Source organism: Mesonia oceanica (assembly GCF_902499555.1).
Taxonomy (GTDB): Bacteria; Bacteroidota; Bacteroidia; order Flavobacteriales; family Flavobacteriaceae; genus Mesonia; species Mesonia oceanica.
Genome location: NZ_CABVMM010000002.1, coordinates 221,152 through 245,419 on the forward strand (window position 1 = coordinate 221,152; position 24,268 = coordinate 245,419).

22 protein-coding genes are annotated in these 24,268 nt (G+C 37.3%); 1 reads left to right on the forward strand and 21 read right to left on the reverse strand.

Annotation, left to right across the window (positions count from 1 at the left end; all coding sequences use genetic code 11):
- Nucleotides 1-15: 15 nt before the first annotated feature.
- The 7 genes from FVB9532_RS02910 to FVB9532_RS02940 all read right to left on the reverse strand — a co-directional run bounded on the left by FVB9532_RS02910 (nt 16) and on the right by FVB9532_RS02940 (nt 10,724).
- The gene (locus FVB9532_RS02910) at nt 16-429 is read right to left on the reverse strand and encodes a hypothetical protein (protein ID WP_150543715.1); all 414 of its coding nucleotides are present in this window, start codon (nt 427-429) and stop codon (nt 16-18) included.
- 114 nt (nt 430-543) lie between these two features.
- On the reverse strand, nt 544-5,538 hold the full coding sequence (locus tag FVB9532_RS02915; RefSeq protein ID WP_150543716.1) for a DUF4132 domain-containing protein: 4,995 nt from the start codon (nt 5,536-5,538) through the stop codon (nt 544-546).
- A 206-nt stretch (nt 5,539-5,744) separates the two neighbouring features.
- Nucleotides 5,745-6,455, reverse strand: coding sequence for a phage tail-like protein (locus tag FVB9532_RS02920; protein WP_150543717.1), 711 nt, complete (start codon nt 6,453-6,455; stop codon nt 5,745-5,747).
- Nucleotides 6,456-7,225: 770 nt separating this feature from the next.
- Entirely contained in the window at nt 7,226-7,609 is a 384-nt protein-coding gene (locus tag FVB9532_RS02925; protein ID WP_150543718.1) for a DUF805 domain-containing protein, read from the reverse strand.
- Between the two features lie 29 nt (nt 7,610-7,638).
- Entirely contained in the window at nt 7,639-8,061 is a 423-nt protein-coding gene (locus tag FVB9532_RS02930) for a hypothetical protein (protein ID WP_150543719.1), read from the reverse strand.
- A 100-nt stretch (nt 8,062-8,161) separates the two neighbouring features.
- Nucleotides 8,162-8,806 carry a response regulator transcription factor gene (locus tag FVB9532_RS02935; RefSeq protein ID WP_150543720.1) on the reverse strand — a complete coding sequence of 215 codons (645 nt, stop codon included), beginning with the start codon at nt 8,804-8,806 and terminating at the stop codon, nt 8,162-8,164.
- Complete coding sequence (locus tag FVB9532_RS02940; RefSeq protein ID WP_150543721.1) at nt 8,790-10,724, reverse strand: tetratricopeptide repeat-containing sensor histidine kinase; 1,935 nt, start codon at nt 10,722-10,724, stop codon at nt 8,790-8,792. The genes FVB9532_RS02935 and FVB9532_RS02940 overlap by 17 nt, the downstream gene beginning before the upstream one ends.
- Nucleotides 10,725-10,881: 157 nt before the next feature.
- On the opposite strand from FVB9532_RS02940, the gene FVB9532_RS02945 reads away from it, so the two are divergent.
- The gene (locus tag FVB9532_RS02945; RefSeq protein ID WP_150543722.1) at nt 10,882-11,475 is read left to right on the forward strand and encodes a hypothetical protein; all 594 of its coding nucleotides are present in this window, start codon (nt 10,882-10,884) and stop codon (nt 11,473-11,475) included.
- 499 nt (nt 11,476-11,974) lie between these two features.
- Here the strand turns inward: FVB9532_RS02945 and FVB9532_RS02950 are convergent, their stop codons facing one another.
- The 14 genes from FVB9532_RS02950 to FVB9532_RS03005 form a co-directional block, all read right to left on the reverse strand.
- Nucleotides 11,975-12,187: a heavy-metal-associated domain-containing protein gene (locus tag FVB9532_RS02950; protein ID WP_150543723.1), complete on the reverse strand. Its 213-nt coding sequence runs from the start codon at nt 12,185-12,187 to the stop codon at nt 11,975-11,977.
- 23 nt (nt 12,188-12,210) lie between these two features.
- On the reverse strand, nt 12,211-14,472 hold the full coding sequence (locus tag FVB9532_RS02955; RefSeq protein ID WP_150543724.1) for a heavy metal translocating P-type ATPase: 2,262 nt from the start codon (nt 14,470-14,472) through the stop codon (nt 12,211-12,213).
- Nucleotides 14,473-14,577: 105 nt separating this feature from the next.
- The gene (locus tag FVB9532_RS02960; protein WP_150543725.1) at nt 14,578-15,144 is read right to left on the reverse strand and encodes a helix-turn-helix domain-containing protein; all 567 of its coding nucleotides are present in this window, start codon (nt 15,142-15,144) and stop codon (nt 14,578-14,580) included.
- 37 nt (nt 15,145-15,181) lie between these two features.
- Nucleotides 15,182-15,331, reverse strand: a complete 150-nt coding sequence (locus FVB9532_RS19400; protein ID WP_194716471.1) for a hypothetical protein — start codon at nt 15,329-15,331, stop codon at nt 15,182-15,184.
- A gap of 62 nt (nt 15,332-15,393) precedes the next feature.
- Entirely contained in the window at nt 15,394-17,208 is a 1,815-nt protein-coding gene (locus FVB9532_RS02965) for an efflux RND transporter periplasmic adaptor subunit (protein ID WP_150543726.1), read from the reverse strand.
- Nucleotides 17,209-17,233: 25 nt separating this feature from the next.
- The gene (locus tag FVB9532_RS02970; RefSeq protein ID WP_150543727.1) at nt 17,234-17,725 is read right to left on the reverse strand and encodes a DUF305 domain-containing protein; all 492 of its coding nucleotides are present in this window, start codon (nt 17,723-17,725) and stop codon (nt 17,234-17,236) included.
- 116 nt (nt 17,726-17,841) lie between these two features.
- Nucleotides 17,842-19,071 carry a permease gene (locus FVB9532_RS02975; RefSeq protein WP_150543728.1) on the reverse strand — a complete coding sequence of 410 codons (1,230 nt, stop codon included), beginning with the start codon at nt 19,069-19,071 and terminating at the stop codon, nt 17,842-17,844.
- Nucleotides 19,072-19,120: 49 nt separating this feature from the next.
- Nucleotides 19,121-19,786, reverse strand: coding sequence for a DUF2231 domain-containing protein (locus FVB9532_RS02980; RefSeq protein WP_150543729.1), 666 nt, complete (start codon nt 19,784-19,786; stop codon nt 19,121-19,123).
- A gap of 17 nt (nt 19,787-19,803) precedes the next feature.
- Nucleotides 19,804-19,941 (reverse strand): hypothetical protein, encoded by a 138-nt coding sequence (locus FVB9532_RS19405; RefSeq protein WP_194716472.1) that lies wholly within the window; start codon nt 19,939-19,941, stop codon nt 19,804-19,806.
- 206 nt (nt 19,942-20,147) lie between these two features.
- Nucleotides 20,148-20,600, reverse strand: coding sequence for a heme-binding domain-containing protein (locus FVB9532_RS02985; protein WP_150543730.1), 453 nt, complete (start codon nt 20,598-20,600; stop codon nt 20,148-20,150).
- Entirely contained in the window at nt 20,600-21,199 is a 600-nt protein-coding gene (locus FVB9532_RS02990) for a DUF3347 domain-containing protein (RefSeq protein ID WP_150543731.1), read from the reverse strand. The genes FVB9532_RS02985 and FVB9532_RS02990 overlap by 1 nt, the downstream gene beginning before the upstream one ends.
- Nucleotides 21,200-21,325: 126 nt before the next feature.
- Nucleotides 21,326-21,646, reverse strand: coding sequence for a four-helix bundle copper-binding protein (locus FVB9532_RS02995; protein WP_150543732.1), 321 nt, complete (start codon nt 21,644-21,646; stop codon nt 21,326-21,328).
- Nucleotides 21,647-21,708: 62 nt separating this feature from the next.
- Nucleotides 21,709-21,921 (reverse strand): SHOCT domain-containing protein, encoded by a 213-nt coding sequence (locus tag FVB9532_RS03000; protein WP_150543733.1) that lies wholly within the window; start codon nt 21,919-21,921, stop codon nt 21,709-21,711.
- A 12-nt stretch (nt 21,922-21,933) separates the two neighbouring features.
- Entirely contained in the window at nt 21,934-24,225 is a 2,292-nt protein-coding gene (locus FVB9532_RS03005; protein ID WP_150543734.1) for a multicopper oxidase domain-containing protein, read from the reverse strand.
- Nucleotides 24,226-24,268: the final 43 nt, after the last annotated feature.

The following is a 24,268-nucleotide window of genomic DNA, read 5'->3' on the forward strand; positions in this document are numbered from 1 at the left end:
TCAACACGTTGTAGCTTACCAATAGGTACCTACCAAAAAGGTCATGCGTATAAAGGCAACGACACTTTGGGAAGTAAGCTGTAGGGGTGCTTGCAGATCGGTAACTTCTTCATCATCGATAAAGACCAGGAATAAACCGTCTTTAAAGGCAATGCGTACATTATCGATGGCTTCTTGTTCATCAGCCAAATTTTTATTGGCTAAGTCGCCAAAGTCTACTTTTCCGCTTGTAGCCTGGTCTTGAATTTCTGACGGACTTAAAAAGCCAATTACATTTACTGCTAAGCGTTTGTTATTAAAGGCTGCTACCTGATTTTTTACACAAGCGATAAGTAAGTCTTCTAAGGTTTGTGGGGTTTCTGCCAGGGTGAAGGGTACATTTTTCACCTTTTTCTTCCCCAATCTTTTTAATTGTAACGTGAGTTGCATAGTGAACGTGACTTTTGCGTTAGCGATTGTCGTGAAAAGCCCACAGTGCGCGAGCACGCGGACTTGTAACAGAAAGCGCGCCCCACGGGAGTGGGGAACGCCCTCATGCTACTATTAATTATTGATTTGTGCCAAAATGGTAGGGTCTTGTATTTTATGATCTTCGGCCAGGAGTTTCATTTTAGAAATAAGCTCGGCGGTTTTAGGATCATCATCTACAAAGGGTAAAAATAGACGGCCCCGATGCTGACTGTGTACGGGCAGGATAGAAAGTGCCAATCCGTTTTTACTTACCTGTGCACTGCCTAAGTGAATGCTGTATTCACCGAGTTTTCCCTGGATTAAAATATGGCGGTTTTTAACGCTGATGTTCTCAAGTTTAAACAGTCTCGCAGATTCTTGGGCCAGTGCTGCACGCATTTGCATCGTACTGTGGCTGGCTTCAGGATCTACACCGCCTACGTGGGCGACGCTCACCACTAAGTCTATATCGCGCATAATTTCGCTAAAGACTACCGGTGGGATTTCGCTAAGCGGAATGGGCTTATAGTCGGTTAACGCATGAAAACACACTTCTTCTAGTGTAGGTGCTTCTACATCTGAAGGGGAAAACCAATCGGCCATCGCATACATCGTAGCCATAAATCCGCGTTGATGATAGACTTTTTGCAAGCCTTCGTCCCGGTTAACCGTCCAGCCCCGGCTGCGCAATAAAGCTGCGGTTTTGTTAGGCTGAATTTGATGCCCTTCGTAGCGTTTAGATCGGTATCCGGTTTCCCGTTCTTCTTGGGTGATCACATACAACTCCCTAAATACTTGTTTAAAAGGCTGTACGATGCGTTCGGCAAAAAGGTGTTTCTGGTATAAATCCCATTCTACAGTTTGAAAAAGATGAGCAGGGTGGGCAATAACCAAGACCTCTTCTTTGGCTAACTGGTGTGTTTTTCCGGCTACGTTGGTTAGGGTGCCGTTTTTATAAAAACCGCTGATTTCTTTTTCTGGAGCAAACAAGACCAATTGGTGAAGCATTGCTTTTACAATAGGATGCTGCATAAGCTTCTGTATTTCTGCAGCGGTAAATGGGTCTTCATTAAGCATCGCATTTTCTAAGGATAAACGCGTTCTTTTGTATTGTTGCGTTAAATACGCTTTATGCTCTTTTAGTTGAATAACCGATTTTTCTTTGCGGTACTTTACCGGGATTGATTTTAAGGGTTTTCCGGCTTTGGTTACCTGAATACTTGCTTTACCTAAGGTGTTAATGACCAGTTTTAATTGGGTTTCATCAAGGGTTAGGGTAGCATTTTCCATAATTTCCTGGGTTGCTTTGGCTTCCATCGCCCAACTGAAACGTACGCGGTCTTGATAGCCAGCGTTTCTGGATAGGTTGTCTAAAGCAATTGTCACAGCTAGATTTTCACTTTCTTGGCGCTGCGCTCCAAATTGTTTACTTTCTTTTAAAAACTGCTGCAAGAGGTTGTAGCGCTTTAATAAATCTTTTTCGGGGACGGTTTTACTAAGCGGAATTAAGCCCAGAGCCCGAACGTAATCTTTATCGCGTTTTTCTTTGATTTTTTTAAGGGTTTCGGTGATTTTTACTTCGCCCAACATCACACTGGAATATAATTTTACCTGACGGTGACCGTTTCCATCAGAAATATATTTGGCCGCATCGTGTAAAATTTTCCAATTTGATTTTCCTAGATTTTTATAGACTTTATTGAACCAATCGATATCAATAGCGCCGATGGCAAAATCTGATTTTGGAATGTTGGAATACCGGGAAATGATGGTTTCTTTTTCACTGCTCATATAGTCTGAAACGTGCGCCTGAAACCACCAAACGGCATCTTCTAACTTTTCTAATCCCAGATATTCGCCTACATAACCAGCCCATTGTGTGGCGTAGCACGCCAATTCGATTAAGCGTTTTTTGGGAATTTTGGCTTCGTCAGCAAGCGCTACAAAATCGGCATAACTCTCTGATTCACCGGGAATGCTTTTTCTAAGTATGGCACTGAATTTTGATTTTTTACTGTCGTTATAATAGCTATACCCGCGTTCAAAAGATTCTTTGCCTAAGCGTTGTAAAATTTCAAATACGTAATGGGTGCCCGGTACTGTTTGTATATGCCCGATATAATCTGAAGCTTCTGTGGCTAAATCGCCGCGTTCTAATTCGACTTGCAGGAGATTGGTTTTAAGGGGAGCAAATACGTGTGGCGGAATTGGATTTTTAGGAATTCTACCGCTGCGCATGCGGTAATTGAAGCCACCGTCTATAATGGACATCAATTCTCCGGAATATAGTGCCTGAAACAAGAGATCATCCTCATTGATCAGCTTGTTTTGATACAACTTAATGGTTACCTCGATCTTGGGAGCAGGCATGTCCCTGGCATTTTTAACTTTTTCTGCTGCGACTTCCTGAAGTTGCGAAACCGGGTTAGGATGCCCCAGGTATTGAGCGGTTAAGTACAGGTGCAAATCCCAAAACTTTTTTAGTTGATCCAGGCTGGCATTCTCTAGTTCATCTTCATCCAGGCCTCCTATAAATTGCGAAGCTATACTCGTCCAATTGGAAGATTGTATGGAATAGTCATTTTGCTTAAAGCCTATTTTTTTATGCTTTTCGGGAAAATTAGCAATTATATCTTCTAAGAGATCTAATTTGAAATTGATGAAATTAGCCTGGTCTTGGTAAACTTTGAAGAGCCTTTTTAGAACTTTTAAGTACACTTGATTTTTTCCATAATACGAACGTGGATTATGCTCTATGGCTAATGCTTCGAGATTGGGAATGTATTGTTTGCCAAACGGAATAAGCGTACTGTAGTAACTGTACGGGTTATTGGCATTGGCTATAAAACGAATAGCCATATACATTTCATAATCGTTTAGTTGGCTATGTTCATACCATTCTATCCAAAGCTTGGCTAAGGGGAGGTTATGCAATTCTTCTAAAGGGGTAGGGTCTTCTAATTCTTTAATGTCGTGAATGCCCTGTCCTAATAATTGGGTAGTGGTTTCTCCCTGATAGCCTTCTCGCTCGTATTCATAATTGCGCTGCTCATGGATGCGTTTAATCAAATTATTTACGGCTTCACTAATTTTTTTAGGGTTGATAAAAGCGCTTAACTTATTGCTTTTTCCTGCGGAACTTACAATACCCAGCTTATCGAAAAAGTTGATCTTGGTTTGAAATTTGGGTTGGGGGGTATATAGCGGACTCAGGTTGCTGTAGTCTACAGCACCAAAACCAGTACTAAAGGTATTTGCGTGTTCAGACTTGGTGAATTTGTCCAGGAAGACTTGTTCATTTTTGGAGTGTTTGGGACGCGCTTTGTAGCGTTCTATTTGTTGGTTGATAAACTCGGGATATTGATCATCGTTATCTAAAATCGATAAAATTTCGAGTCCCGCTAAACGCTGATTTACATTTTTAGCTTCTATTAAATGAAGGGTAGTGGTCTGTAAAATGGGTTCAGGTTGATGGACCACCAATTCTATTAAAGCCGAACGTAAGGTTTTACTTTTACGACTTAGTAATTCTTCAGCAAGCGTCAGGTCTTCTTCATAGAGCGGCATCACATAAAAGAGTTGAATACCGGTAGCCATTACGGTTTCATTTCGGTTTTTAATGGCTTGATGCGCTAAGTTTCGTTTCCAGGAACCGCGTTCGTAATCGTAATCGGCTTGCGGTTGTGGGGCACTTTTTTTACCCCAATAATAGCGATGACTGTTGGGAAACACTTTACGAATGTAATTTTCTCTATATACCGAGGGAAGCTGATCGATATCATCAGCGAGCAGGGCTAATTGTTCCTGGTTAGCCTGATTGATAAGAAAATTGAAAAACGATTCTGAAGTAGGCTGAAAGTCAAACCACGAAAATATTTTTCCTGATTTTTGTGCTTTTCCGTTTTCAATAGCTTGAGCAACTTCATATACGCGTTGAAAAAGGTCGGTATCCAATTCGATTTGGGGTAAATTTAAAATCACCCAATGATCGATAGCCGGATCTTTACCCAGCTCTTTTTTAAAATAGTCAACAATAGAGGTGTTGGTCCTGCCGGTTTGCGATACAAAATAAAGCGCTGCTAGTTTGGTGTCTCTATTTTCTGTTTGATATACCCGATTTAAAGCTTTTTGATTGGCCAAATCTACATCTATAATCCCTACAGCCCAGAGTGCTACATACACTTCTATATTATCTCTGCTGTTAAGGAGTTCGTCAACTTTATCGCTATTATGAATTAAGCTTTGGGCAAGCTGTAGGATTCGATTCACCGTAGCTTTTTTAGGCGCTTCCCAATTAAAACCAAACCATACATTTACAGCCCTTACCACACTGCTAAAACGGGCCAGGTCATTTTCTAAAATAAGATTGATAATGTATTTAAGCGCTCCTAAATGGGTCTCATCTAAGCTTTCTAAAATAGTTTGTCGCAAGCCTTCTTGCCGTTGCGCTGCAAGGAGTAAGTTGCCTACCAGTTCCCAGTTTTTTTGTGCTGGGGTAAGCAATAGGCCCTTGATAAGATCGTGACTAACACCACCTATCTCGTCTTCGCCCTGAATGATATCAACTACCACTTCAGCTACCAGTTTTGGTTTTTGGGTGAAGATAGAAGCAAAGAAGTAGCTGTTTCCGCGATCGTAATAGGTGCTGTATTGCAATTGCTCTTGAAGTGGTAAGCTGCCCATTCCTAAACGGCTCAGGCTTAAAAAGCGTCTAAAGATGTTGATTTTTTTAGTGAGCAGCTGGAAGCTGGCTTTCGATCTAAATGCTTTTCTAGCATAACCTTCCTGATAGGGAAGGGAGTCGATAAGCTGCCACATCATACCTAAATAGGGTGCTTGAATTTCTCCAAACAAAAACACACCCAATTGCATGCCTTCTTTGCTAGACCAAGGATTCATCGTTTCTGGTGCTGCAAAACTGGCTGTTAAATCAGAAGCCGTATAGTAATTGTATTGGTCTTTTTTGAGTTGAGTAAGTACCCAACCCAGTTTTTGATACGGTGCTGAAAATTGATGGAAATCTTCTTTTTTTAGATCAGCTTTTTTAAATCTGGAAATGTATTTATGAGCTTGTTCGGTAGGTATCATAATCGATGATCTTTAGAATCGCGTTTAATTTTCTGCAAGATACCTAGCTTATGGCTTTATTTACTCCCTGTTTATGGGGATATTTTTAGGGAAGGCGTTAAATCGTATGAACAAGCGATAGCCTTACCCAAACCAAACAGCATTGAAGCTATTTAAAACGAAGCATTGATTTGTTGTTTGGAGAAGTAGCGGGTGGGGTATCCCTGCTATTTTATTTTTACGATACTGAGATCTACAAACCGGATAGGGGCAGTTTGAACTGAGGTTGCATCACTATCCCTATTAAGCACGTATTCAACCTCAATCACATCATTAGCATTTGATTGAAAGCTTAGAACTCCACTAGTTCCCCAATAATCATTACTGGATAAATTAACTTGCCCTCTTACTAAATAACCAATTAATGCACCATTTCTTTTGACAGAAAGGACATATTTTCTATTTCCGCTTCTTAAATTGCTAGTTGATAAACCTGCTTTAATGGAGTATATACCATCTTTTAAAGTTTTGATTTTTCCGATACTTATTACTTCATAATAATCACTATCATTATAGGTAAGGTAGGTATCGTCAACAGGAAGATGATAATAATCATCATCACCTAATGTAAGGTTTCCATTTTGCCCTCTGTTAAATAAAATAGTAGGTAAGCTTCCATTAAATAATAACCATTCGGTTCCGTTGAAAGTAAAAAGGCTATTCTTTGTTGTATTATAAACCATAGCCCCTTGCAAAGGTGTGGGGATGGCTTGCATTTGTGTGTCTGTCATTCGGGGAGGAACAAATGCTCCTGAAGTACTATTAATTTCAAAAGCAGAACCATCATCTGGAGTAGTTGTTCCAATTGCTACTTGTGCTGAAACTGAGAAACTAACTAAAGAAATAAAAAAGATTAGTATAGCTTTTATTTTATTCATAAGTATAAAATTAATTTCAAGAATATGGTTCTAATTACAGAAAAAATTATTCATTTTTAAAAGTTTTCTTTTTATCAGTATAAAAAACGGATAAACTGTTTTTTATTTTATTCTTATCACCTCAGTATTATTAAATAAAAGAGCTGTACGGTTAGCTTTTTTAAGTTGTTAGATTTCTTGGACGAAATATCATTATAAGATACTATTGAGGCTGAAGGTATAGAAATCTTGAAAGGTGTTGTAAGTTCCAAGCATATTGAATATGCCTCGAAATTAAATATAAAAAGTATATTAAAAAGTTGAAAATCTCTTCCTTTAGCAAGAGTTTCCAAAATTGAAGTAGCGTTATTTGGGACAACAATTCTGTTTGGCTAGACAGATCTGAGTAAGTAGTTAAATTGTATGGAGTACAGTAAATATGACTGATGAAATGCTAAATGAATATTTGAACATCACCGTCGAGATTCAAATGATAATTATAATTTTATATTGGAAAAGTAAAAATGGTGCTTTAGTTCTGAGTATTAATAAAACGCTGCACTTATAATGAAGAGTTGTTTAGTAAGGTTTGTAAAAATCCAAATACCTATTTTATAGTAGCTAATTTGCTTAGGCAAAAGGCTAAATTCATTAATTTTTTCAGACGGCATGATAAACTAACAGTCCAAAGATAATCCAAATTATGCCCCATATACTTAGGGGCATAATCAGGATTATTTTATTTTTCTTACAATCTATAAAATCATAAGAACTATTGCTCTAGCCAGCTTTTAAATATCTTGTACTATAAATTCTTGCTTTGGATTTGGCCCGTATTCATTGGTTTGCGGATCACTATCGGTAATTAATAAGACTAACATCCATATGGGACCTACCAATGGAATACAGCCTACTAATAACATCCAACCACTTTTGCCAATATCATGCATTCGCCTTACAGACACCGCAAGGGATGGAAGTAGAGAAGCTAACATATATAAAACATAAATACTAATAAAAGCCGGAGCTTCTAACCACTTGCCCAATCCAAAACTCAAGATCATACAACCTATAGAAAATAGGGCGTTGATTAGACCAAACATAAAATACTCTTTTCTTCTTGCTCTGCCTTTAAAATCCAAATATTGACGAAACACTTTTAAATACCATTTCATAACTTATATTTTAATTTAATTTAATTTAATTATACTGTAAATAGAAAGGAAGCTGTAATGATCCATATTCCTGAAATCACTCCTAGAATTCCAAGTTTTCCCTGAAGGGGAACAAGCTTTTCTCTTATTTTTCTGCTTTTCTGTTGGTAATCTGGTGCGTTTTTAGAGAGCATTTTACTTATTAGCGGGAAGCCTAAAAGAAAACCAAGCGTAGCTTCCACGATACTCCCAATAAGTAACGTAAACCACCAGATAGGAGCACTACCTAAAAGATTTAAACTAAGAAGACTGGAAATAATTCCCCATATCCCGAAAATTGAAAAAACCAGTCCGATCCATCCTTGGTATGGCTCTACCTTATCCAGTAATTCTTTGGCATTGGGTTTCTTTGAGAGAATTAAGGATGGCACAGCAATAATGCTGAGGAGGATTAATGAAATTCCATAAATCATAATACTATTGTTTAAAGATTAACTGATGACAAATATCTACTGTAAGCTTCGTCTATATTAGCCTGAAAGCAGTGAAATCCTTATCCCTGAAAACAAGGGGTTAAATCATCTTATGTTCTATGGCGTAGCGGGTTAATCCCGCTAAATTGCGTACTTCTAGTTTGTTAATTAGGTTTTTACGATAGCTTTCAATCGTGTGTTTACTTAAAAATAGGATATCTGCTATTTCCTGAGTGGTATGTTCTTTAGCAATTAATTGCAATACTTCTTTTTCTCTTTGGGTTAGCCTGACTTCTGAAGTCTTTCTACTATTGGTCATAGCTTGAACTAATATAGATTGAATATGAGTGGAAAAGTAATTTTCTCCTGCAAGTATCTGTCTGATGGCCTTTAGTAGTTCTTTTTGTTCGGCATTTTTAGAAAGGTAACCATTCACCTCATTTTCAGTTAAGGTTTTAATTTTGGCGCCGTCTTCGAGCATACTGATCACTAAGGTTTTAATTCCGAAGAACTCTTTTTTGATATTCTTATTAAGTGCAATACCGTCCATTCCTGGCATATTAATATCTGTAATAAGTAAATCAATTTGCTCATTTTGATTGATTTTCAAATATTTTAAAACTTCTTCACCATTAGACGTGGTGTGTACGATATTCAAATCGTCTTCATGTTCTAAAATGCTTCGAAGGCCGTCCACAAACATTTTATGGTCATCGGCAATAATGATATTATAGACTGTTTTCATTGTTTTTTATTACTGCTTCCTTTATTGGAATATGAATACTTATTACTGTTCCTTTACCAGGATTGCTGTCGATAGATAAACTCCCTTGAAGTTCATCTATTCTACTTTTTAGGTTTTTTAATCCTATTCCTTCTGAATTATTTGGCAAAAATCCTATCCCGTCATCTTCATACATTAGGGAAAGGCTACTTTCTTCAGGAATATAATTTAATTGAATCATCACTTGATTGGCCTTTGCATGTTTATAAGCATTAGTGGTTAACTCTTTAATCATATTAAATAAAGCAACCTGAAGTTTTTTAGATAGTTGATTAATAGCCTCTTCTGGATAGGCATTAAAATAATAGCTTTGATTTTCAGGCTCATTAAATTGATCCATGTAATTCTGAACGATGGGTACAAAAGCCTGCTCTTTAAATTCTTTAGGTAATAAACTATGGGAAATTTCCCTTACCTGACTATAGGTACTGTCCAGCTGTTTTTTTACACTAATAGCAGTTTCCGTAGTTAAATCAAGCTTATTCATTTGAAGTTTAATCGCTGCAAGATTTCCGCCAATACTGTCGTGAAGTTCTTGGGCAATACGCTCACGCTCTTTTGTCTGTATTTTTAGGGAAGTTCTGGCCAGTTTTAACTCCTGTTCTTGTTGCAAGCTTTGCATCTCTTTACGGTTTAAATCTTCCTGTTGCCTGTTGAGTTCACTTTGTGCCTGTAATTTTTGGTAGTATACTACGAGTAATAAAATAATAGGAATGAGAATGATTAAAAAACCAATTAAAACTGCGTTTTTGATCGTACGTTGTTTGTCGATTTCTATTTGATCTTTCAGCTTAGCCTCTTGGAGTTTCATAATTTCTTTCTCCTTTTCTAAGCTTTTATATTTTTCTTCTAATTCTCTAACCTGGCGTTCATTTTGCTGTGAAGCTATTGTTTTATTTACAGCTTCATATTGCGTCATTAAATTAAAAGCATTTTTAAAATCTTTTTTGGCAAGGTAAAGATCAACAAGTGCTCGATTTACTCTCTTTTGTAATTCTAGACGATTCCACGATACCGTATTTATATAGGCAGTGCTTAGCGCAATTTCTGCAGCTTCATAATTTTGTTCTTTTAAGTAGATATAGCCTTCATTTAGCACCGCGTGGATATAAAAACCATAGTAGCTTTTTTCCAGACATTCTTTTTTTATTTGCTGAAAAATTGTTAGAGATTCTTTAGAGGTATAGTTTTCAGATTGCAGTCTGGCAAGGTTTAATTGTATGCGATAGGATAGTTTATCAAGTTTTTTTATAACCGGTAATTCTAAAACTTTAGTGTAGGTAGCTGTTGCTAAATCCCATTCATTATTTCTATATTGAAAATCTGCAAGAGCAGTAAGAACCAAAGCTTTTAAATTGTCATTGGCATGTTTATTCTGCAAAAGCTCATCTATAATTTCTTTCGCTTTCTGTAACTCTTCTTTTTGTAAATAGGTTTCAGCTAAGCCTAATTTCAAATACATGGAAATAGGTTTGTTTTTAGCTATTTTTAAATTTTCTAGTCCTTGTATATAAGTAGCAATAGCTTCTTCCAACAATCCCATCTTCCTTTTAGCAAGGGCTTCGTAATAAATTCCGCGGTAGTTATAATATTTGTAGTCTGGACTGGTAGTGGGTAATTCTTTAATTGTTTTTTGCAGACGCTCACCATATACTATTAAAGAGTCGGCCAAATCTGTTTTGTCAAATACTTGAGCGATGGTATCCAGGTATGCCAGCCGTTGTTCGGTGCTTTTAGCATTCTCTAAATTTTGATAAAAATAACTATCTACCTCATTGGGAATTTCAGTAAAAGCTTTGAAATTAGAATAATCCTGCGCTTGCGCCTGGATAATTATTAAGAAAGAAAATAAAAAGTATACCAGCCTTTGGAAGGACATAAAATTGACCCTTTTTAGAGCTTGCAAAAATACGACTTATAGAAAATACAAAAGCCTTATTTGTTATAAAAAATCCTTAAAAACCCTGAATTCAGGGAGTTTTTCGAGAAGTCTCAACAGTATCTTTCACCTCGTATTTTAATTTGATAGAAATCTTATGAACGGACAATTTAAAACGAAAGGATTTGATAAGGAACAGCTTAAAGATTTTTCGAGCGATCTTAAAAGACAAGGTTTGTTATTCGATATACGCTGGAAAAAGAATCATAAAATTGTAAAAGAAACCAGTGACAAAGCCAATGTACTTTTATTAGAAATTGAAGGTAAATGGTTTTTTAAACAGATAGGGAATAAAGGATTGATACGTCTAAAATATCTTGATGATCAGCAAAAGAAAATTCTATTGAAAGTTTTGGGAGAATATCACTTTTATTCTGAACCAAAATGGGAGTTAGGAATAGCGATGGTAATATTTTATCTTGTAGTAGAATATTATATTAGTGCAGCCCAACAAATGGATTGGCTGATGCCTTTTATTATGGTTTGTACGCTGCTGGTTCTTCTATTCCTGTGGGTAGCTTATTTGAGGGCTCAGGAAAAATTAAGTGAAAAAATGTATAAACTTAGTATGATTTTTGGTCTGCCAGCTTATGCTTTAACGGCTATAGGTTCATTATTAGCCTTGCCGCTTTACAACTGTATTTTACGATATCATTTAAAATTCAAAATATTGAATAACTCAACTATCTAAAATATGAGAGTAAGCAATTAATAGGGGAGGAAGAGGAGTTGTTACGATAGAAAGTTTAAAGGAATTAATTAAAAAATATAACATAGTCCCCAACAATTAGGATTGATCTCTTTTTTCTCTTTTATTTATGAAAGTTTATTGTTTTAAGATTAAGATACAAAAAAAGCCAATAATCTAAATGATTATTGGCTTTATATTGTCGGGGTGGCAGAACTAACTTGCCACTAGACAATATTTTAATAACCAGACACTTATATTGTTTCAATAAAATCAGGTAACCGAATAGGTAACCTTTGCACCGATTTTATTCGTGAAAGCAAAGATATATGAATATTGGAATATAAACACGAACAAATCCTATCATATTTAATTTCAATAAGCTCTTTTTACAAAAAACTGATTTTCAATATAATAAAAAAATAGTTAATTTTGTTTCTTGATCTTCCAAGGTAAAAGAGCCTATCAAAATTTTCCAGACAGCCACAAACCCTTTGAATTTTTAAGCAATTTTCTCAGCTTTAAATCCAATCTTCTTTAAAGTGGTCTCTATATCTTCATCGGTAGCACCATTACTTTCCACAGTTAAGATTTTATCGGGGTTATCGGTATCCACTTCCCATCTTTCAACACCGTCTTGCTTGTTTAAAAAAGGGGTTACTTTTGATACACAACCACCACAATTGATATTTGTTTTAAATTTTAAAGTTTTCATTGTTTCTGAATTTATAATTAATATTAAAGTTTTACTCGTTTCAGTCTTAAGCTATTTGCAACTACAGATACGCTGCTAAATGCCATTGCTGCACCTGCAATCATAGGGTCTAATAAAAATCCATTTACGGGATAAAGTACTCCTGCGGCTATTGGAATACCAATGATGTTGTAAATAAATGCCCAGAACAAGTTCTGACGTATGCCCAAAACGGTTCTTTTTGACAGTTCCAATGCTTTGGGTATGGATTGCAAATCTGACGTTATCAATGTCATTTTTGCCACGTCCATAGCTATATCCGAACCTTTACCCATAGCGATACTCACATTGGCCTGTGCCAAAGCGTGGGAATCATTGATACCATCGCCAACCATAGCTACTATCTTTCCGTCGGCTTGTAACTTTTCAACGAAACCTGCTTTCTCTGAGGGCATTACTTCTCCTTGATAATTTGTTATTCCTACTTGTTTTGCGACAGCTGAGGCAGTTTTATTATTATCTCCAGTAAGCATATAGACCTGGATGCCTCGTTCTTGAAGCGTTGTTATGGCCTTTTTCGAAGTTTCCTTAATCTTGTCTGCAATAGCGAGTATCGCCAGAACTTGTTTTTCATTACTAAAGAAAATGACTGTTTTTGCTTGCTCTTCAAGACTTTCTGCTGTTTGCCTTAAGGAAGCGCTGATTTGAATATTTTTATCGACCATTAGCTTATGGTTGCCCACATAATATTTTGAACCATTTTCTGTTTGAGCTTTTACGCCTTTTCCTGTAATACTTTCAAAAGAAGCAATTTCAGTTTTTTCAATCTTTTCATCTTTAAAGTGGTTGACTACTGCTTCTGCCAGAGGATGTTCCGATTGTGATTCGATAGTCAAAAGAATTTCCTTGTATTCATTTTGGTTTTCAAGCTTATCCTTCCAATGTACGTTTGTTACCACTGGTTTTCCTTCGGTAATCGTACCGGTTTTATCAAGAATGACAGCATTCACTTTATGACCCAGTTCTAAACTTTCAGCATCTTTTATAAGAATATTATTTTCAGCTCCTTTGCCAATACCGACCATTATAGCGGTAGGTGTTGCCAAGCCCAAGGCACAAGGACAAGCGATAACCAATACGGCTACAGAAGTTAATAAGGCTTGTGAAAATGCATTATCGCCTCCAACCGACATCCAAACAATGAAAGTAATGATAGAAATAACCAATACGACAGGAACAAATATTCCGGCAATCTTATCGACCAGTTTTTGGACAGGTGCTTTGCTGCCTTGCGCTTGCTGAACCATTTTAATGATTTGTGACAGCAAGGTTTCTCCACCTACTTTTTCGGCTGTAAATTGAAAACTCCCTTTTTGGTTTACCGTGCCCGCAAATACCTTTTCATCCTTTATTTTTTCAACTGGAACAGGTTCTCCCGTAATCATACTTTCATCTACGTAAGAATTTCCTTTGGAAACTTCGCCGTCCACAGGAATCTTTTCTCCCGGACGAACCAATATGGTCTGACCAACTTGCACAGACGAAATAGGAATTTCTTTTTCTTCCCCATTCTCAATAATTTTTAGCGTTTTGGGTTGTAATCCCATAAGCTTTTTAATGGCCGAAGAGGTGTTTGATTTTGCCTTTTCCTCCAATAGTTTTCCTAAAGAAATAAATGTAATAATTACAGTAGCAGCTTCGTAATACACGTGAGGCTCAATACCACGGCTCAACCAAAATTCAGGAAAAAAAGTATTGAATACACTAAAGAGAAAAGCGATTCCGGTACTCAAAGCTACCAAGGTGTCCATATTCGCTTTACCGTGTTTGGCTTGCTTGAAAGCATTGATGAAAAAGCTACGACCGAACCAAAAAAGAATTGGAAAGGTCAGTACCAAAGAAATCCATTTACCTGGTTCCCATTGCATATAGAACATACCCAATACAAAAATGGGTAGCGTAAGAATAGCCGACCAAATAGTACGGCTTTTTATATCTTGATAATGTTTTTGCTGTAGTTCTTGTTGAACTTCCGAAGGATTCTCCGCATCAATGATAATGTCATAACCCACTTCGCGAAGTGCGTTTTGAAGTTGATTAGGGCTCAACCCCTTTTCATATTCTACGAGAACAGAACTGCTGGCAAAATTCACACTCGCCCTGTTCACCCCTTCCGTATGTAAAAGAATAGACTCTACACTAGAGGCACAAGCTGCACAGGTCATTCCCGTTACCGGAAAGGAGTTTTTTATGCCTGGGTTCGTTTTCTCTTTTTTCTGGTGTTCAAATACATTTACTGCTTCCATAGACTGTTTGATCTTGTTTGATACAAATTTCGAAAGATAACAGGCTTGAAGTATTATGGAATGGGCTGAATGATTTGTAATATTTTCAGATTAATGGATTTAATTCTACACCTCATCCAAATTCTTTCGGTTTTTGTTTGTAGAATTTTTGAAATGTGTAGGTGTCATCCCCGTAATTTTTTTAAATTGATTGCTTAAATATGCAACGCTGCTATAGCTCATTTGAAATGCAATTTCGCTTAAACTCAATTCATTATATACAATAAGTTCCTTTACGCGTTCGATCTTTTGGTTGATGATATACTGCTCAAACGTAATACTCTCTACAGCAGAGAATAAGGAGCTAAGATATTTATAATCCAGATACAATTTCCCACTAATATACTCTGGCCATTTTATATCGAGTGCCTCGTTAGAGTGATGGATTTTATCCACCACCAAACTTTTCATTTGTTCAATGAGTTGACTTTTTCTATCATTAACCAAACTGAACCCTTCATTTTGAAATTCCACGGACAATAAACTTTTATTTTTAGGGCTCAGCTCATTTGACAAAGCTACTTCACCCAACTCTATAGTATTGTATTCAATATTCAATTTGTTCAAAATACGGGATACAGAACTTATACATCTGGGGCACACCATATTTTTTATATAAAGGATATTGGGCATATTGTGGATTTCATATATTAGAATGGATTCTCACGCCTTAAAAACTAACAAAGATGGCAGCAATCAAGGCCGTTATAAAAATAATAACCATAGCAAGAATACCATAAATTTTATCCTTTTTCGTAATGGTGTTATTGCTGGTTTTTATGTCTTTTCTGCTTTTATTTTTTCTCCTATTTTCACTCATATTCTTTCTCTAATTTTCAAGTAGAAAATGGCTTTATTTTTGGAAATTTACTGTGGAAATAACTACTCAAATGTATCCCTAACCTCGCCACAGGTCAACATAGCTTGTCCATAATATGGATTTTGGATTTCTTTTTCTAAACTCAACCAATAAGCTCCCTTGTTACTATTGGCCATTGGACAAAATTGGCTGTAAGCCTTTTGGTTTACGCCAAAGAGTTGAACACTGCTTATCATATGGGCAGATAAATGTTTAAAGTGATCCCTTTGTTTTTTGATATCTGAAGAAAGGGAAATAGCATCTGTTGAGGACTTTAATTCCTTTTGAATGGCCATCCAGTGCTTGTGCGCTTTTTCATCTTCCAATAATTTCATATCCACCTTGCTCAGACTTTTTTCTACCCGTTCAGCAGCTTGCTGTGCGTTTTTCGCATTATCATTTACTAAGGCATTTTTCAAATCAATATAGCCATCAAAAACCTGCTCTACCTGCTTTTGAAACTTGGCAGGAACATCTATTCTTTCGTTCATTTTCGTATGGTCAATGCTATTACCAGTGGCTTCGGTGTTTGCTTGCTGCATCCCAGTATGTCCTTCGTGCCCTGTCATTGTCTTGCCACCTTCTTGATTCATCATTGATTTTTTACCACTTAACTGTGCAGCGGCATCCACGGTAAACGTTCCATTGGTCACGATTACATCTCCATCTTCCAATCCGCTTGTTATAGAATAGGTTTCCCCGTTTCTGTTACCTATCGTCACTTCACGCATTTCAAAGATAGGTTCGTCGGGATCGGTTTTTACATACACCAATGAACGTTCCCCTGTCCACATTACCGCGCTTGCTGGAACAAGAAGCTGTTCTTCACCAGAAGGCTCAATACCTTCAAATTTACCTGTAACGAACATTCCTGGCTTCAAGAGGTTGTTTTTATTTTGTATAGTAGCCCTTACCGTTACTATTCTGGTTTGGGTGTTTAATACCGGGTCAATAAAAGATATTTTCGCATCAAATTCTTTATTGGGATAGGCATTGGTGGTCATTTTTATTTCCTGCCCTTTTTCAAATTGTGAAATTTGATTTTCGTAGGCATCAAACTCTGCCCAGACCGTATTTAGGTTGTTCAATTTTAAAATGGGCTGCCCCTGTTTTACGTAATCGCCCTCTTCCGCCATTTTTTCGGAAACTGTTCCGGAAACCGTGGCATAAATGGGGAAATTTTCACGAACTTCTCCAGATTCTTCGATGCTGTTGATCTGGCTTTCTGAAAGTTTCCAGAGCTTCAATTTATTCCGTACGGATTTATAAAGTGCGGGCTGGCTTTCTTTAAGGGAAGCCGTGGTAATGAGTTCTTGTTGGGCAGCAACAAGATTAGGCGAGTAGATTGTTGCCAAAAGCTGCCCTTTGCGAACTTCTTGTCCTTCATAATTTACATTTAGGCGTTCAATCCTCCCATCAAAATAACTGGCCTGTACTGCACTCGCTTCTTCGTTTTCCACGATTTTACCGGATAAAGACGTAACATTTCCATTTTCGCCTACAGCATTACCAACTACATTGGTTTGAATATTGGCCAGTGCCATTGCGTTTTTGGTCATTTTAATTTCATTTGCAGATAGGCCATCAGCTCCAGATTCGGCCGGGATAAGTTCCATTCCACAAATAGGGCAATCTCCCGGTTCCGGTTGCATAATCTGTGGGTGCATTGAACACGTCCACATTTGATTGGCGGTTTCGCCAGAATGATCGTGAGTATTGGACACCTCGGATACGTCCTTACTAGCCGTAGATTCATCCACCGGCTTCCCGAAAATTAGGTATCCTGCCAATAGGCCCACAATACCTGCGATACTTATGTATAAAAATTTCTTGTTCATAACATATAAAATTAAATCTGTTTATTTACTTCTTGTTTTCTAATCGTTTGATATACTGTTTCATTTCAGCAATTTCCTTTTCCTGAGCCTTAATGATTTCATCCGCCAATTTTCGTACTTCCGGATCTTTTATATCGGCTCGCTTGCTGGTCAAAATGGCTATGGAATGATGCGGGATCATTGCCTTCATATATAAAACGTCTCCAATGATGGGGGCCTGGGCTCTTACCAAGCCAAAAGCACCCGCAAACAGAATCGCGCTTCCCGCAAGTATCGCGATGTTCTTTTTCTTGTTTTGATACATTTTTCGCATAAAGAACCACATAATGACCGCCATACAGGCTATTCCCAAACAGGTCATATAAAATCTGGTAAGACTAAAATACACGTGGTCTATTTCGTATGTATTGAGATACATTGTGACGTACATAGCGATAAAGGAAAGACCAAGCATAGCTATAAACCTGCTATAATTACTTTTTTTTATTCCATCTTGTTTTTTTTCTGTTGACTTCATTTTTTTATTTTTTTTGATTGATAATTGTTAAGTCTTTTTACTTAGGGTCTATTTAAATTGATAATCTTTTTCTTTTGACTACCATTTTGTTAATGATTACTCCTTTAATTTCAATCTTAATTCATAAAAAATTTTACAATCAGCCCGCCCGCAATCCAGATATAACTAATAAAGGCCGCATACTTTAAGATGTTTTCGAGCAATTGGCTTTTAGGGGCCATTTCGCCCATTTTGCTGTCCACATCCTTCTTTTTGAAAAATCCTAGATAAATTAAATACCCTGATATTGCTAAAAATGCAAGGTTTAGGTAGAAAGTGTAGTTTATCTTGAAATATTCGCTATTCTGAACCTTTACCTGTGATGGATCTGGTAATAGGCTCATCAGGTCAAAAGAATAGTGCAAAATCAGAGAGGCTCCAATTAACGCAGTGAACAGCAGAAAGAGAATAAATAATGACATTTTCCAACCGTAGTACTTCGCATTGATTCTTAAAATTGGAAAAACGACCAGATCACTGAAAATAAAAGCCATTACCCCCGCAAAACTGACCCCTTTTCCGAAAAGCAAAGCAGCCAAGGGAATATTGCCCATAGACCCTATAAATGTTACAAACGCTGCAGCGGGACCCACTATAATGTGTTCCAGGATTTCAAAAAAAGAAAAGTCCGTATTTCCCTGACCGCTTCCAATAAAGAGGGTCTGAAACCACGCATCAGGTACAAAGGCTGCAACAATGCCGGCAATGGTAAAGCCCACGGTTACATCTTTCCAGACCATTTGCCATTCCATCTTATATTTTTTACCCACTTTCGCCCAGCTATCTTCTTTTTGAATCTGCTTTTTCCAATTTTTGGAATCGTCCATTCCTGAACCTTCATCTTCCTTTTCAAGATTTTTTCTTGCTTTATCAATGAGCTTTTTGGGATTTATGAGCTTTATTAAAATCCAGCTGATCCCTATCAATAAAATCCCCCCGGCATATTCGCCTACGACAAACTGCCATCCTAAAAAAATGGAAATGATAATACCCAACTCGATAACGAGATTTGTAGAAGCCAATAAGAAGGCTATGGATGAAATAAAACTAGCCCCTTTTTTGAAAAGGGATTTTGTGGATGCAAGTGCTGCAAAACTACAGGAGCTACTAATAAAACCGAAGAATGTACCCAACAATACGCCCTTGGATTCTTCACCGCCCATTGTTTTCTGCATCCGCTTTTCGGTCACGAAAATCTGAATCATACTACTTATGATATAGCCCAATACAAATGCCCACAGCGCCATCCAGAAAAATCCAGTGGTAGTGTATGCTGCCTCGCCCCATTGTTTTAGAAAGTCGTTCATATATTATTTCATTTTAAGGATTTAATAACTGCAAGATTGAACATAGGAGTTAATGGGAATGGCTATCGTGACCTTCTTCAGATTCATTTCCCAAATACTTCCCTTGGGGACCTACACCTTCAATATAAACCAGTTGGGAACCATAATGCCCAGCCCAGCCCACAGAATAACCTGAAAAAGCAAGTACTAAAAACACTAAAACTTCAAACCATCTTTTTTGTTTTAAAAGGAAAAGACTTCCCAGCTTTAAGATAGCGGCGGCGGCACTAGACCACATCGCCCACATCGCATATTTGTCGTGCTGTTCCAATACCTTTTTTGCGGTTTGGGTAAGACCTTCGGTATGGGGGTGTACAAAGTTAGCGGCCACGTAGGCCGCTATAAATCCTGCCCCTACCGTTAGCAATATGACCCAATCCATTGTCCGGTTCATTGTAAACAGTTGTATCAATTGCAATACAACTGCCAAAAGCAATAATACTATGGGAAAATGAACCACCAAGGGGTGAAGGTTAGGAAATTCGTCCAAACTAGCTTTAGGATCGGTTTGTGAGAATGAAACTGAACTACTTGTTCCAAAGGCCGCAATGGATTTTTCATTTATTATTTCCGCTTTTGTATTGGAAATAGAGGAATCATTAGCCATAAACGCAGTTGAAAAAAAACCAAAATACGTCAACATCAATACGGTAAAAAATAGTTGTTTAATTTTCATTTCTATGGTTTTTTAAATTAGTTTCCAGTTAATTGGAGCCCCAAAGCCCCCATAATTATAATGGCCATTATCCCATAAATGATATAGTTGAACCACTTTCTAAAGCCACCATTCTTTTGTTCTTTTTCATTTCCTGTTTTGCAACAATCTTTCATCGGCTTTCTTTTTGTGCCTGTCAAGGGAAGGGGCTTTTTAAACTAATTAAATTAAGAATACCCTTCCCTTACAGGACTTTATCATTATACCCTAAAAAGGAAAGGTTTAACTAACTAACCAATCTTCAATGAAAAAAAAATCCTTTCCTTCTTTCGGGTATAACTTTATTTATTTCATTTCTTCATCGCTGCTGAAATTTTAAGCGCTATAGATTATTTTTTAGCTGGGTCATATATTTTATAATTTCCTTTTTATCCGTCTCGGAAAGGTTTGCATCCGTATGAATCAAGGTATAAGAGTCCAGCGGCATTTCGTCATCTTCAATTTGACTAATAATTGACCGCAACTTGCTATTTTTTCTACGGTCGGAATATTCACCCCATTCATTAAAATTCAATTCGGCTTTTCCTTCTTTTATGTGATCTTCTAAAAACCAAGCGGCTGGTTGTATTTTATTGTACCAAGGATATCCTGTATTGTTGCTATGACAATCATAACAGGATATCTGTAATTTGTTTTGTATGGTAGTAGGTACTTTGTTAACCAGCATAAAATCGGTTTTAGGTACAGTGCTACTTAGATTGCGACTTGTGGGTATAAATTGAATACCCACAAACGCAACTAACAAAACCAGTACAATGATTTTGATGATTTTCATTAATTAATTTCCTTTTGTACTTCCCCACAACCCATCATTTTACTTCCATAATATGGGTTTTTGATCTCTTTGGAAGCACTTAACCACTGCGCTCCTTTATTGTCATTGTACATTGGACAAAAATCCTGATATAGTTTTTTATCGGTTCCCGTTATAGCGATCATATCAATAACATCTTTGCTCAAAATGTCAAAATGCTCCCTTTGGTGTTCCATAGGACTTTCTGAAATATGCTCCGCGTGTTCCTTTGCATCTTCAATAATATCGGTTAATTCCTGCTGTTCTTCGGAAGAATAACTGGCCTTATCAAAATCATCAAAGTCAGCTACCAAATTCCCCCCGGCTTCGGCGGCTTTTACCTGGTTATCTGCCACTAAGGCATTTTTTATTTTAAGGTAGTTATCGATGATTGCATCTGAAGCATTACTACCGGCATTAGCCATTTGTTTTGAGCCATCTTGATTATTACCATCTTCCTGGTGCATTTCGTTGGACATTGGTTCCGCAGCCCCTTCTTTTTTTCCGTCCTTGCAGGACATTGCTGTTAGGGTTACTAAGGTCATTGTTAGGATACCTATTGTCTTTTTTAGTTTTCTCATTTTGATTTTAATTTTAATTGTTGTTTAAAAATTTAATTTCTGTCATACCCATATTTTAGGGTCTATTCTATATTGGATTTTTGATTAATCCTCCCCCTTTAAATAGGGGAAGATTACTAATTATTACTAGCTTAAATAAGCTTCACAGGCCTCTGCGCATTTTTTACACGCTTCTGCACAATCCTTACAATGCTGGGCATCGTGTTTTGCACATTCCTCTGCACATTTTTTACAGGTTTTATGGCAGTATTCTACCATTCCCTTGGCATCTGAATAATTTGCGGCGAGCAATTTTGCGGTTGCGCTGCAAACTTCTGCGCAAGCTCTATCCGTCCTGATACAATCCACCATCATTTTGATGTCATCTGCATCCAGACAAGCATCTGCACAATAATTGCAATGAGCAACACAGTTGTTCAATGCTTCAATCAATTTTGAATTTTTCATAGGTTCTATATTTAAATTAATAATCGGTTACTTTGTTGAAAATCACATTCCCAAATTTGTTATTATTTCTTGGGGTTTCTATTATTGGTAGGATTAATCGTTTCTTTACGTTCGATATATTCTTCTTTTGTAATTTCGCCTTTGGCATAGCGTTCATCCAATATTTTCAGGGCATCCTTTCTTTTTTTCTTCTTTTGCTGTTTTCTGCCAGAGTAGATAACAATACATAGTATTATAACTCCCAGTAAAATCAGCCAATCCCATTCGTACATCATAACAGTTGGTTTTTAAAATCTTGCGGAAAGCCCACCACCCGCACCGAAGCGGTTGTCGTAACTTGCCATCAAGGAAAAGTTTCGTGATAAATAATATTCTACTCCAGCATTCCAGGTCACTTCTTTGGCGAAATTATCGCCTGCGGGAAGGGCGTCAACCCATCCAAAATCGGCTTGATATTCATACTCTCCAAATATTGCAGTTCTTGGAAATATGAGGATTTCCCGGCTTAAACTTATTTGGGGTCTTAATTTATTGTCAATACGCACATCTAAATTAAAGAGATAAGGTGTCAAATACCGAATCCCGGCAATTGCGGTGGTTGAAATTTCGTCTAAATTATCTTCCATTTCGTTTTCGACGTTCACCCCGCCAAAGACACGCAAATAATCGTGCAGATAACGTTCATAGGTTACTTCGGCTTCCAAGTTCTGGTTCCAGCCATATTCTGCCGAAACATTAAATTGATTACGAATATTGGAAGCGACAAAATCAAAAGAAGCCATATGTGAAGCTGCTTCTGCTAATGACCAAGTGTAAAATGGATCTGTTTCTTTGATTAATTTGGAAACAGGATATTCTTCCATCCTTGGATCGCGTGGGGTGTCGTAGCTTATTATTCTGTCCATTCCAGCATTCATATGATAGAGGATATGGCAATGTAAAAACCAGTCCCCGTACTCATCCCCATTATTCCCATAAAACTCTATGGTAACTTTCTGCATTGGGGGGACGTTTACCGTATGCTTTAAGGGGGAATATTCTCCATTTTCATTAATAACCCTAAAAAAGTGACCGTGCAAGTGCATAGGGTGGTGCATCATCGTAAGGTTATTGTAGGTAATTCTGGTTACTTCATCGCCATTTATCTTTATCTTATCGGTTTCACTCAACGGAACGCCATTCATACTCCAAATGTAACGGTTCATATTCCCTGTAAGGTTTAGCAGGATTTCCCTTACAGGAAGATTTTGATCATATGAAGTTTTTTCGGGTGCTTTAAGATAATCGTAATTATACTCTGAAAACATATCCATTCCATTCATCTCCATATCATCCATCTTACCTTGGGAATGTTTCATCTTTTCGTACTTCATTGAATCTTTCGGCATATTCATCTTGTCATCGTCCATCTTCATTTTCGACTTGTCCATATCCATTTGCATCCCATACTCTTCTTTCATTTCATACCGCTCATCTTTCTTTGGCTTGAATTTTAGGGCGTGTGCCCCCATTTTCATATCCATTTTTGCCATTTGCTGCATCATCTTGATTTTATCGGGTTTCGGGACAACTTCCGCTGGAAGTGTTTTGCCCTTACCAATATAAGCTGTGGTCGTCCCAGAACCGTCCTGTGTCATTACACGCAACTCAATTTTTCCATTTTGTGGAACGGTAACAATAAAATCATAAGTTTCAGCAGTGGCTATAAAAGTCTTATTATGGGCAATGGGAACTACATTTTGACCATCAGCCGAGACCAACATTGGCGTTTCGCCACCGAAGGTCATCCAAAACTGGGAGGAGGCGGAACCATTTATGATACGCAACCGAACCTTTTCTCCTGGTTTAAATTGCGGATATTCAACCGATTCTTCGCCATTGATCAAGAATGCAGGGTAATAGACGTCTGCAATGTCTGCACCTTCCATCCGTTGTCGCCAAAAATCGAGTTGCGCGCCAAATGCTCCCCGCCCAATAACTTGATTCAAAGGTGTGGAAGTACCTTTCTTCATTTGATACCATTCATTACCACGTTTAAGGTTACGCATCACATTTTTAGGTTTTTCATTTGTCCAATCAGATAGCATCAATACCAAATCTTTGTCATAATCCAGTGTTTTTTCTTTTGGATTGATTAATAAAGACCCAAAAACGCCACTTTGTTCCTGAAACATTGTGTGGGAATGATACCAGTACGTTCCGGATTGTTTGATGGGGAATTCATATTTAAAGGTGGTGCCGGGCTTTATTGGTGGAGTTGTTAAATAGGGTACACCATCCATAAAATTGGGTAACAGCATTCCGTGCCAATGAATTGAGGTTTCTACGCTCATTTCGTTTTTTACATAAATAACCGCATATTCGCCTTCTGTAAATTCTAACGTTGGCCCAGGAATACTGCCATTGATGGTCATACCTTTTACCTGTTTTCCTGCTTTATTGACCATTTCTTCCTTGAGGGTCAAAGTGTATTCGTGTACCGGCAAATTATTCACATTGCCTTCTTCTGGACGAGCGGTTTGTGCCTTTACATTGAAAAGCGCAAACATTGCTAAAAATGTCAATAATACTTTATTCATCGATTTGATTTTTAACATAAAAATATTGATTTTTCTAAAAATA

What these genes read in the sequence shown, in the direction of transcription:
- FVB9532_RS02910 (WP_150543715.1), bottom strand. Translation starts at nt 429, where the DNA reads ATGCAACTCACGTTACAATTAAAAAGATTGGGGAAGAAAAAGGTGAAA.
- FVB9532_RS02915 (WP_150543716.1), bottom strand. Translation starts at nt 5,538, where the DNA reads ATGATACCTACCGAACAAGCTCATAAATACATTTCCAGATTTAAAAAA.
- FVB9532_RS02920 (WP_150543717.1), bottom strand. Translation starts at nt 6,455, where the DNA reads ATGAATAAAATAAAAGCTATACTAATCTTTTTTATTTCTTTAGTTAGT.
- FVB9532_RS02925 (WP_150543718.1), bottom strand. Translation starts at nt 7,609, where the DNA reads ATGAAATGGTATTTAAAAGTGTTTCGTCAATATTTGGATTTTAAAGGC.
- FVB9532_RS02930 (WP_150543719.1), bottom strand. Translation starts at nt 8,061, where the DNA reads ATGATTTATGGAATTTCATTAATCCTCCTCAGCATTATTGCTGTGCCA.
- FVB9532_RS02935 (WP_150543720.1), bottom strand. Translation starts at nt 8,806, where the DNA reads ATGAAAACAGTCTATAATATCATTATTGCCGATGACCATAAAATGTTT.
- FVB9532_RS02940 (WP_150543721.1), bottom strand. Translation starts at nt 10,724, where the DNA reads ATGTCCTTCCAAAGGCTGGTATACTTTTTATTTTCTTTCTTAATAATT.
- FVB9532_RS02945 (WP_150543722.1), top strand. Translation starts at nt 10,882, where the DNA reads ATGAACGGACAATTTAAAACGAAAGGATTTGATAAGGAACAGCTTAAA.
- FVB9532_RS02950 (WP_150543723.1), bottom strand. Translation starts at nt 12,187, where the DNA reads ATGAAAACTTTAAAATTTAAAACAAATATCAATTGTGGTGGTTGTGTA.
- FVB9532_RS02955 (WP_150543724.1), bottom strand. Translation starts at nt 14,472, where the DNA reads ATGGAAGCAGTAAATGTATTTGAACACCAGAAAAAAGAGAAAACGAAC.
- FVB9532_RS02960 (WP_150543725.1), bottom strand. Translation starts at nt 15,144, where the DNA reads ATGCCCAATATCCTTTATATAAAAAATATGGTGTGCCCCAGATGTATA.
- FVB9532_RS19400 (WP_194716471.1), bottom strand. Translation starts at nt 15,331, where the DNA reads ATGAGTGAAAATAGGAGAAAAAATAAAAGCAGAAAAGACATAAAAACC.
- FVB9532_RS02965 (WP_150543726.1), bottom strand. Translation starts at nt 17,208, where the DNA reads ATGAACAAGAAATTTTTATACATAAGTATCGCAGGTATTGTGGGCCTA.
- FVB9532_RS02970 (WP_150543727.1), bottom strand. Translation starts at nt 17,725, where the DNA reads ATGAAGTCAACAGAAAAAAAACAAGATGGAATAAAAAAAAGTAATTAT.
- FVB9532_RS02975 (WP_150543728.1), bottom strand. Translation starts at nt 19,071, where the DNA reads ATGAACGACTTTCTAAAACAATGGGGCGAGGCAGCATACACTACCACT.
- FVB9532_RS02980 (WP_150543729.1), bottom strand. Translation starts at nt 19,786, where the DNA reads ATGAAAATTAAACAACTATTTTTTACCGTATTGATGTTGACGTATTTT.
- FVB9532_RS19405 (WP_194716472.1), bottom strand. Translation starts at nt 19,941, where the DNA reads ATGAAAGATTGTTGCAAAACAGGAAATGAAAAAGAACAAAAGAATGGT.
- FVB9532_RS02985 (WP_150543730.1), bottom strand. Translation starts at nt 20,600, where the DNA reads ATGAAAATCATCAAAATCATTGTACTGGTTTTGTTAGTTGCGTTTGTG.
- FVB9532_RS02990 (WP_150543731.1), bottom strand. Translation starts at nt 21,199, where the DNA reads ATGAGAAAACTAAAAAAGACAATAGGTATCCTAACAATGACCTTAGTA.
- FVB9532_RS02995 (WP_150543732.1), bottom strand. Translation starts at nt 21,646, where the DNA reads ATGAAAAATTCAAAATTGATTGAAGCATTGAACAACTGTGTTGCTCAT.
- FVB9532_RS03000 (WP_150543733.1), bottom strand. Translation starts at nt 21,921, where the DNA reads ATGATGTACGAATGGGATTGGCTGATTTTACTGGGAGTTATAATACTA.
- FVB9532_RS03005 (WP_150543734.1), bottom strand. Translation starts at nt 24,225, where the DNA reads ATGAATAAAGTATTATTGACATTTTTAGCAATGTTTGCGCTTTTCAAT.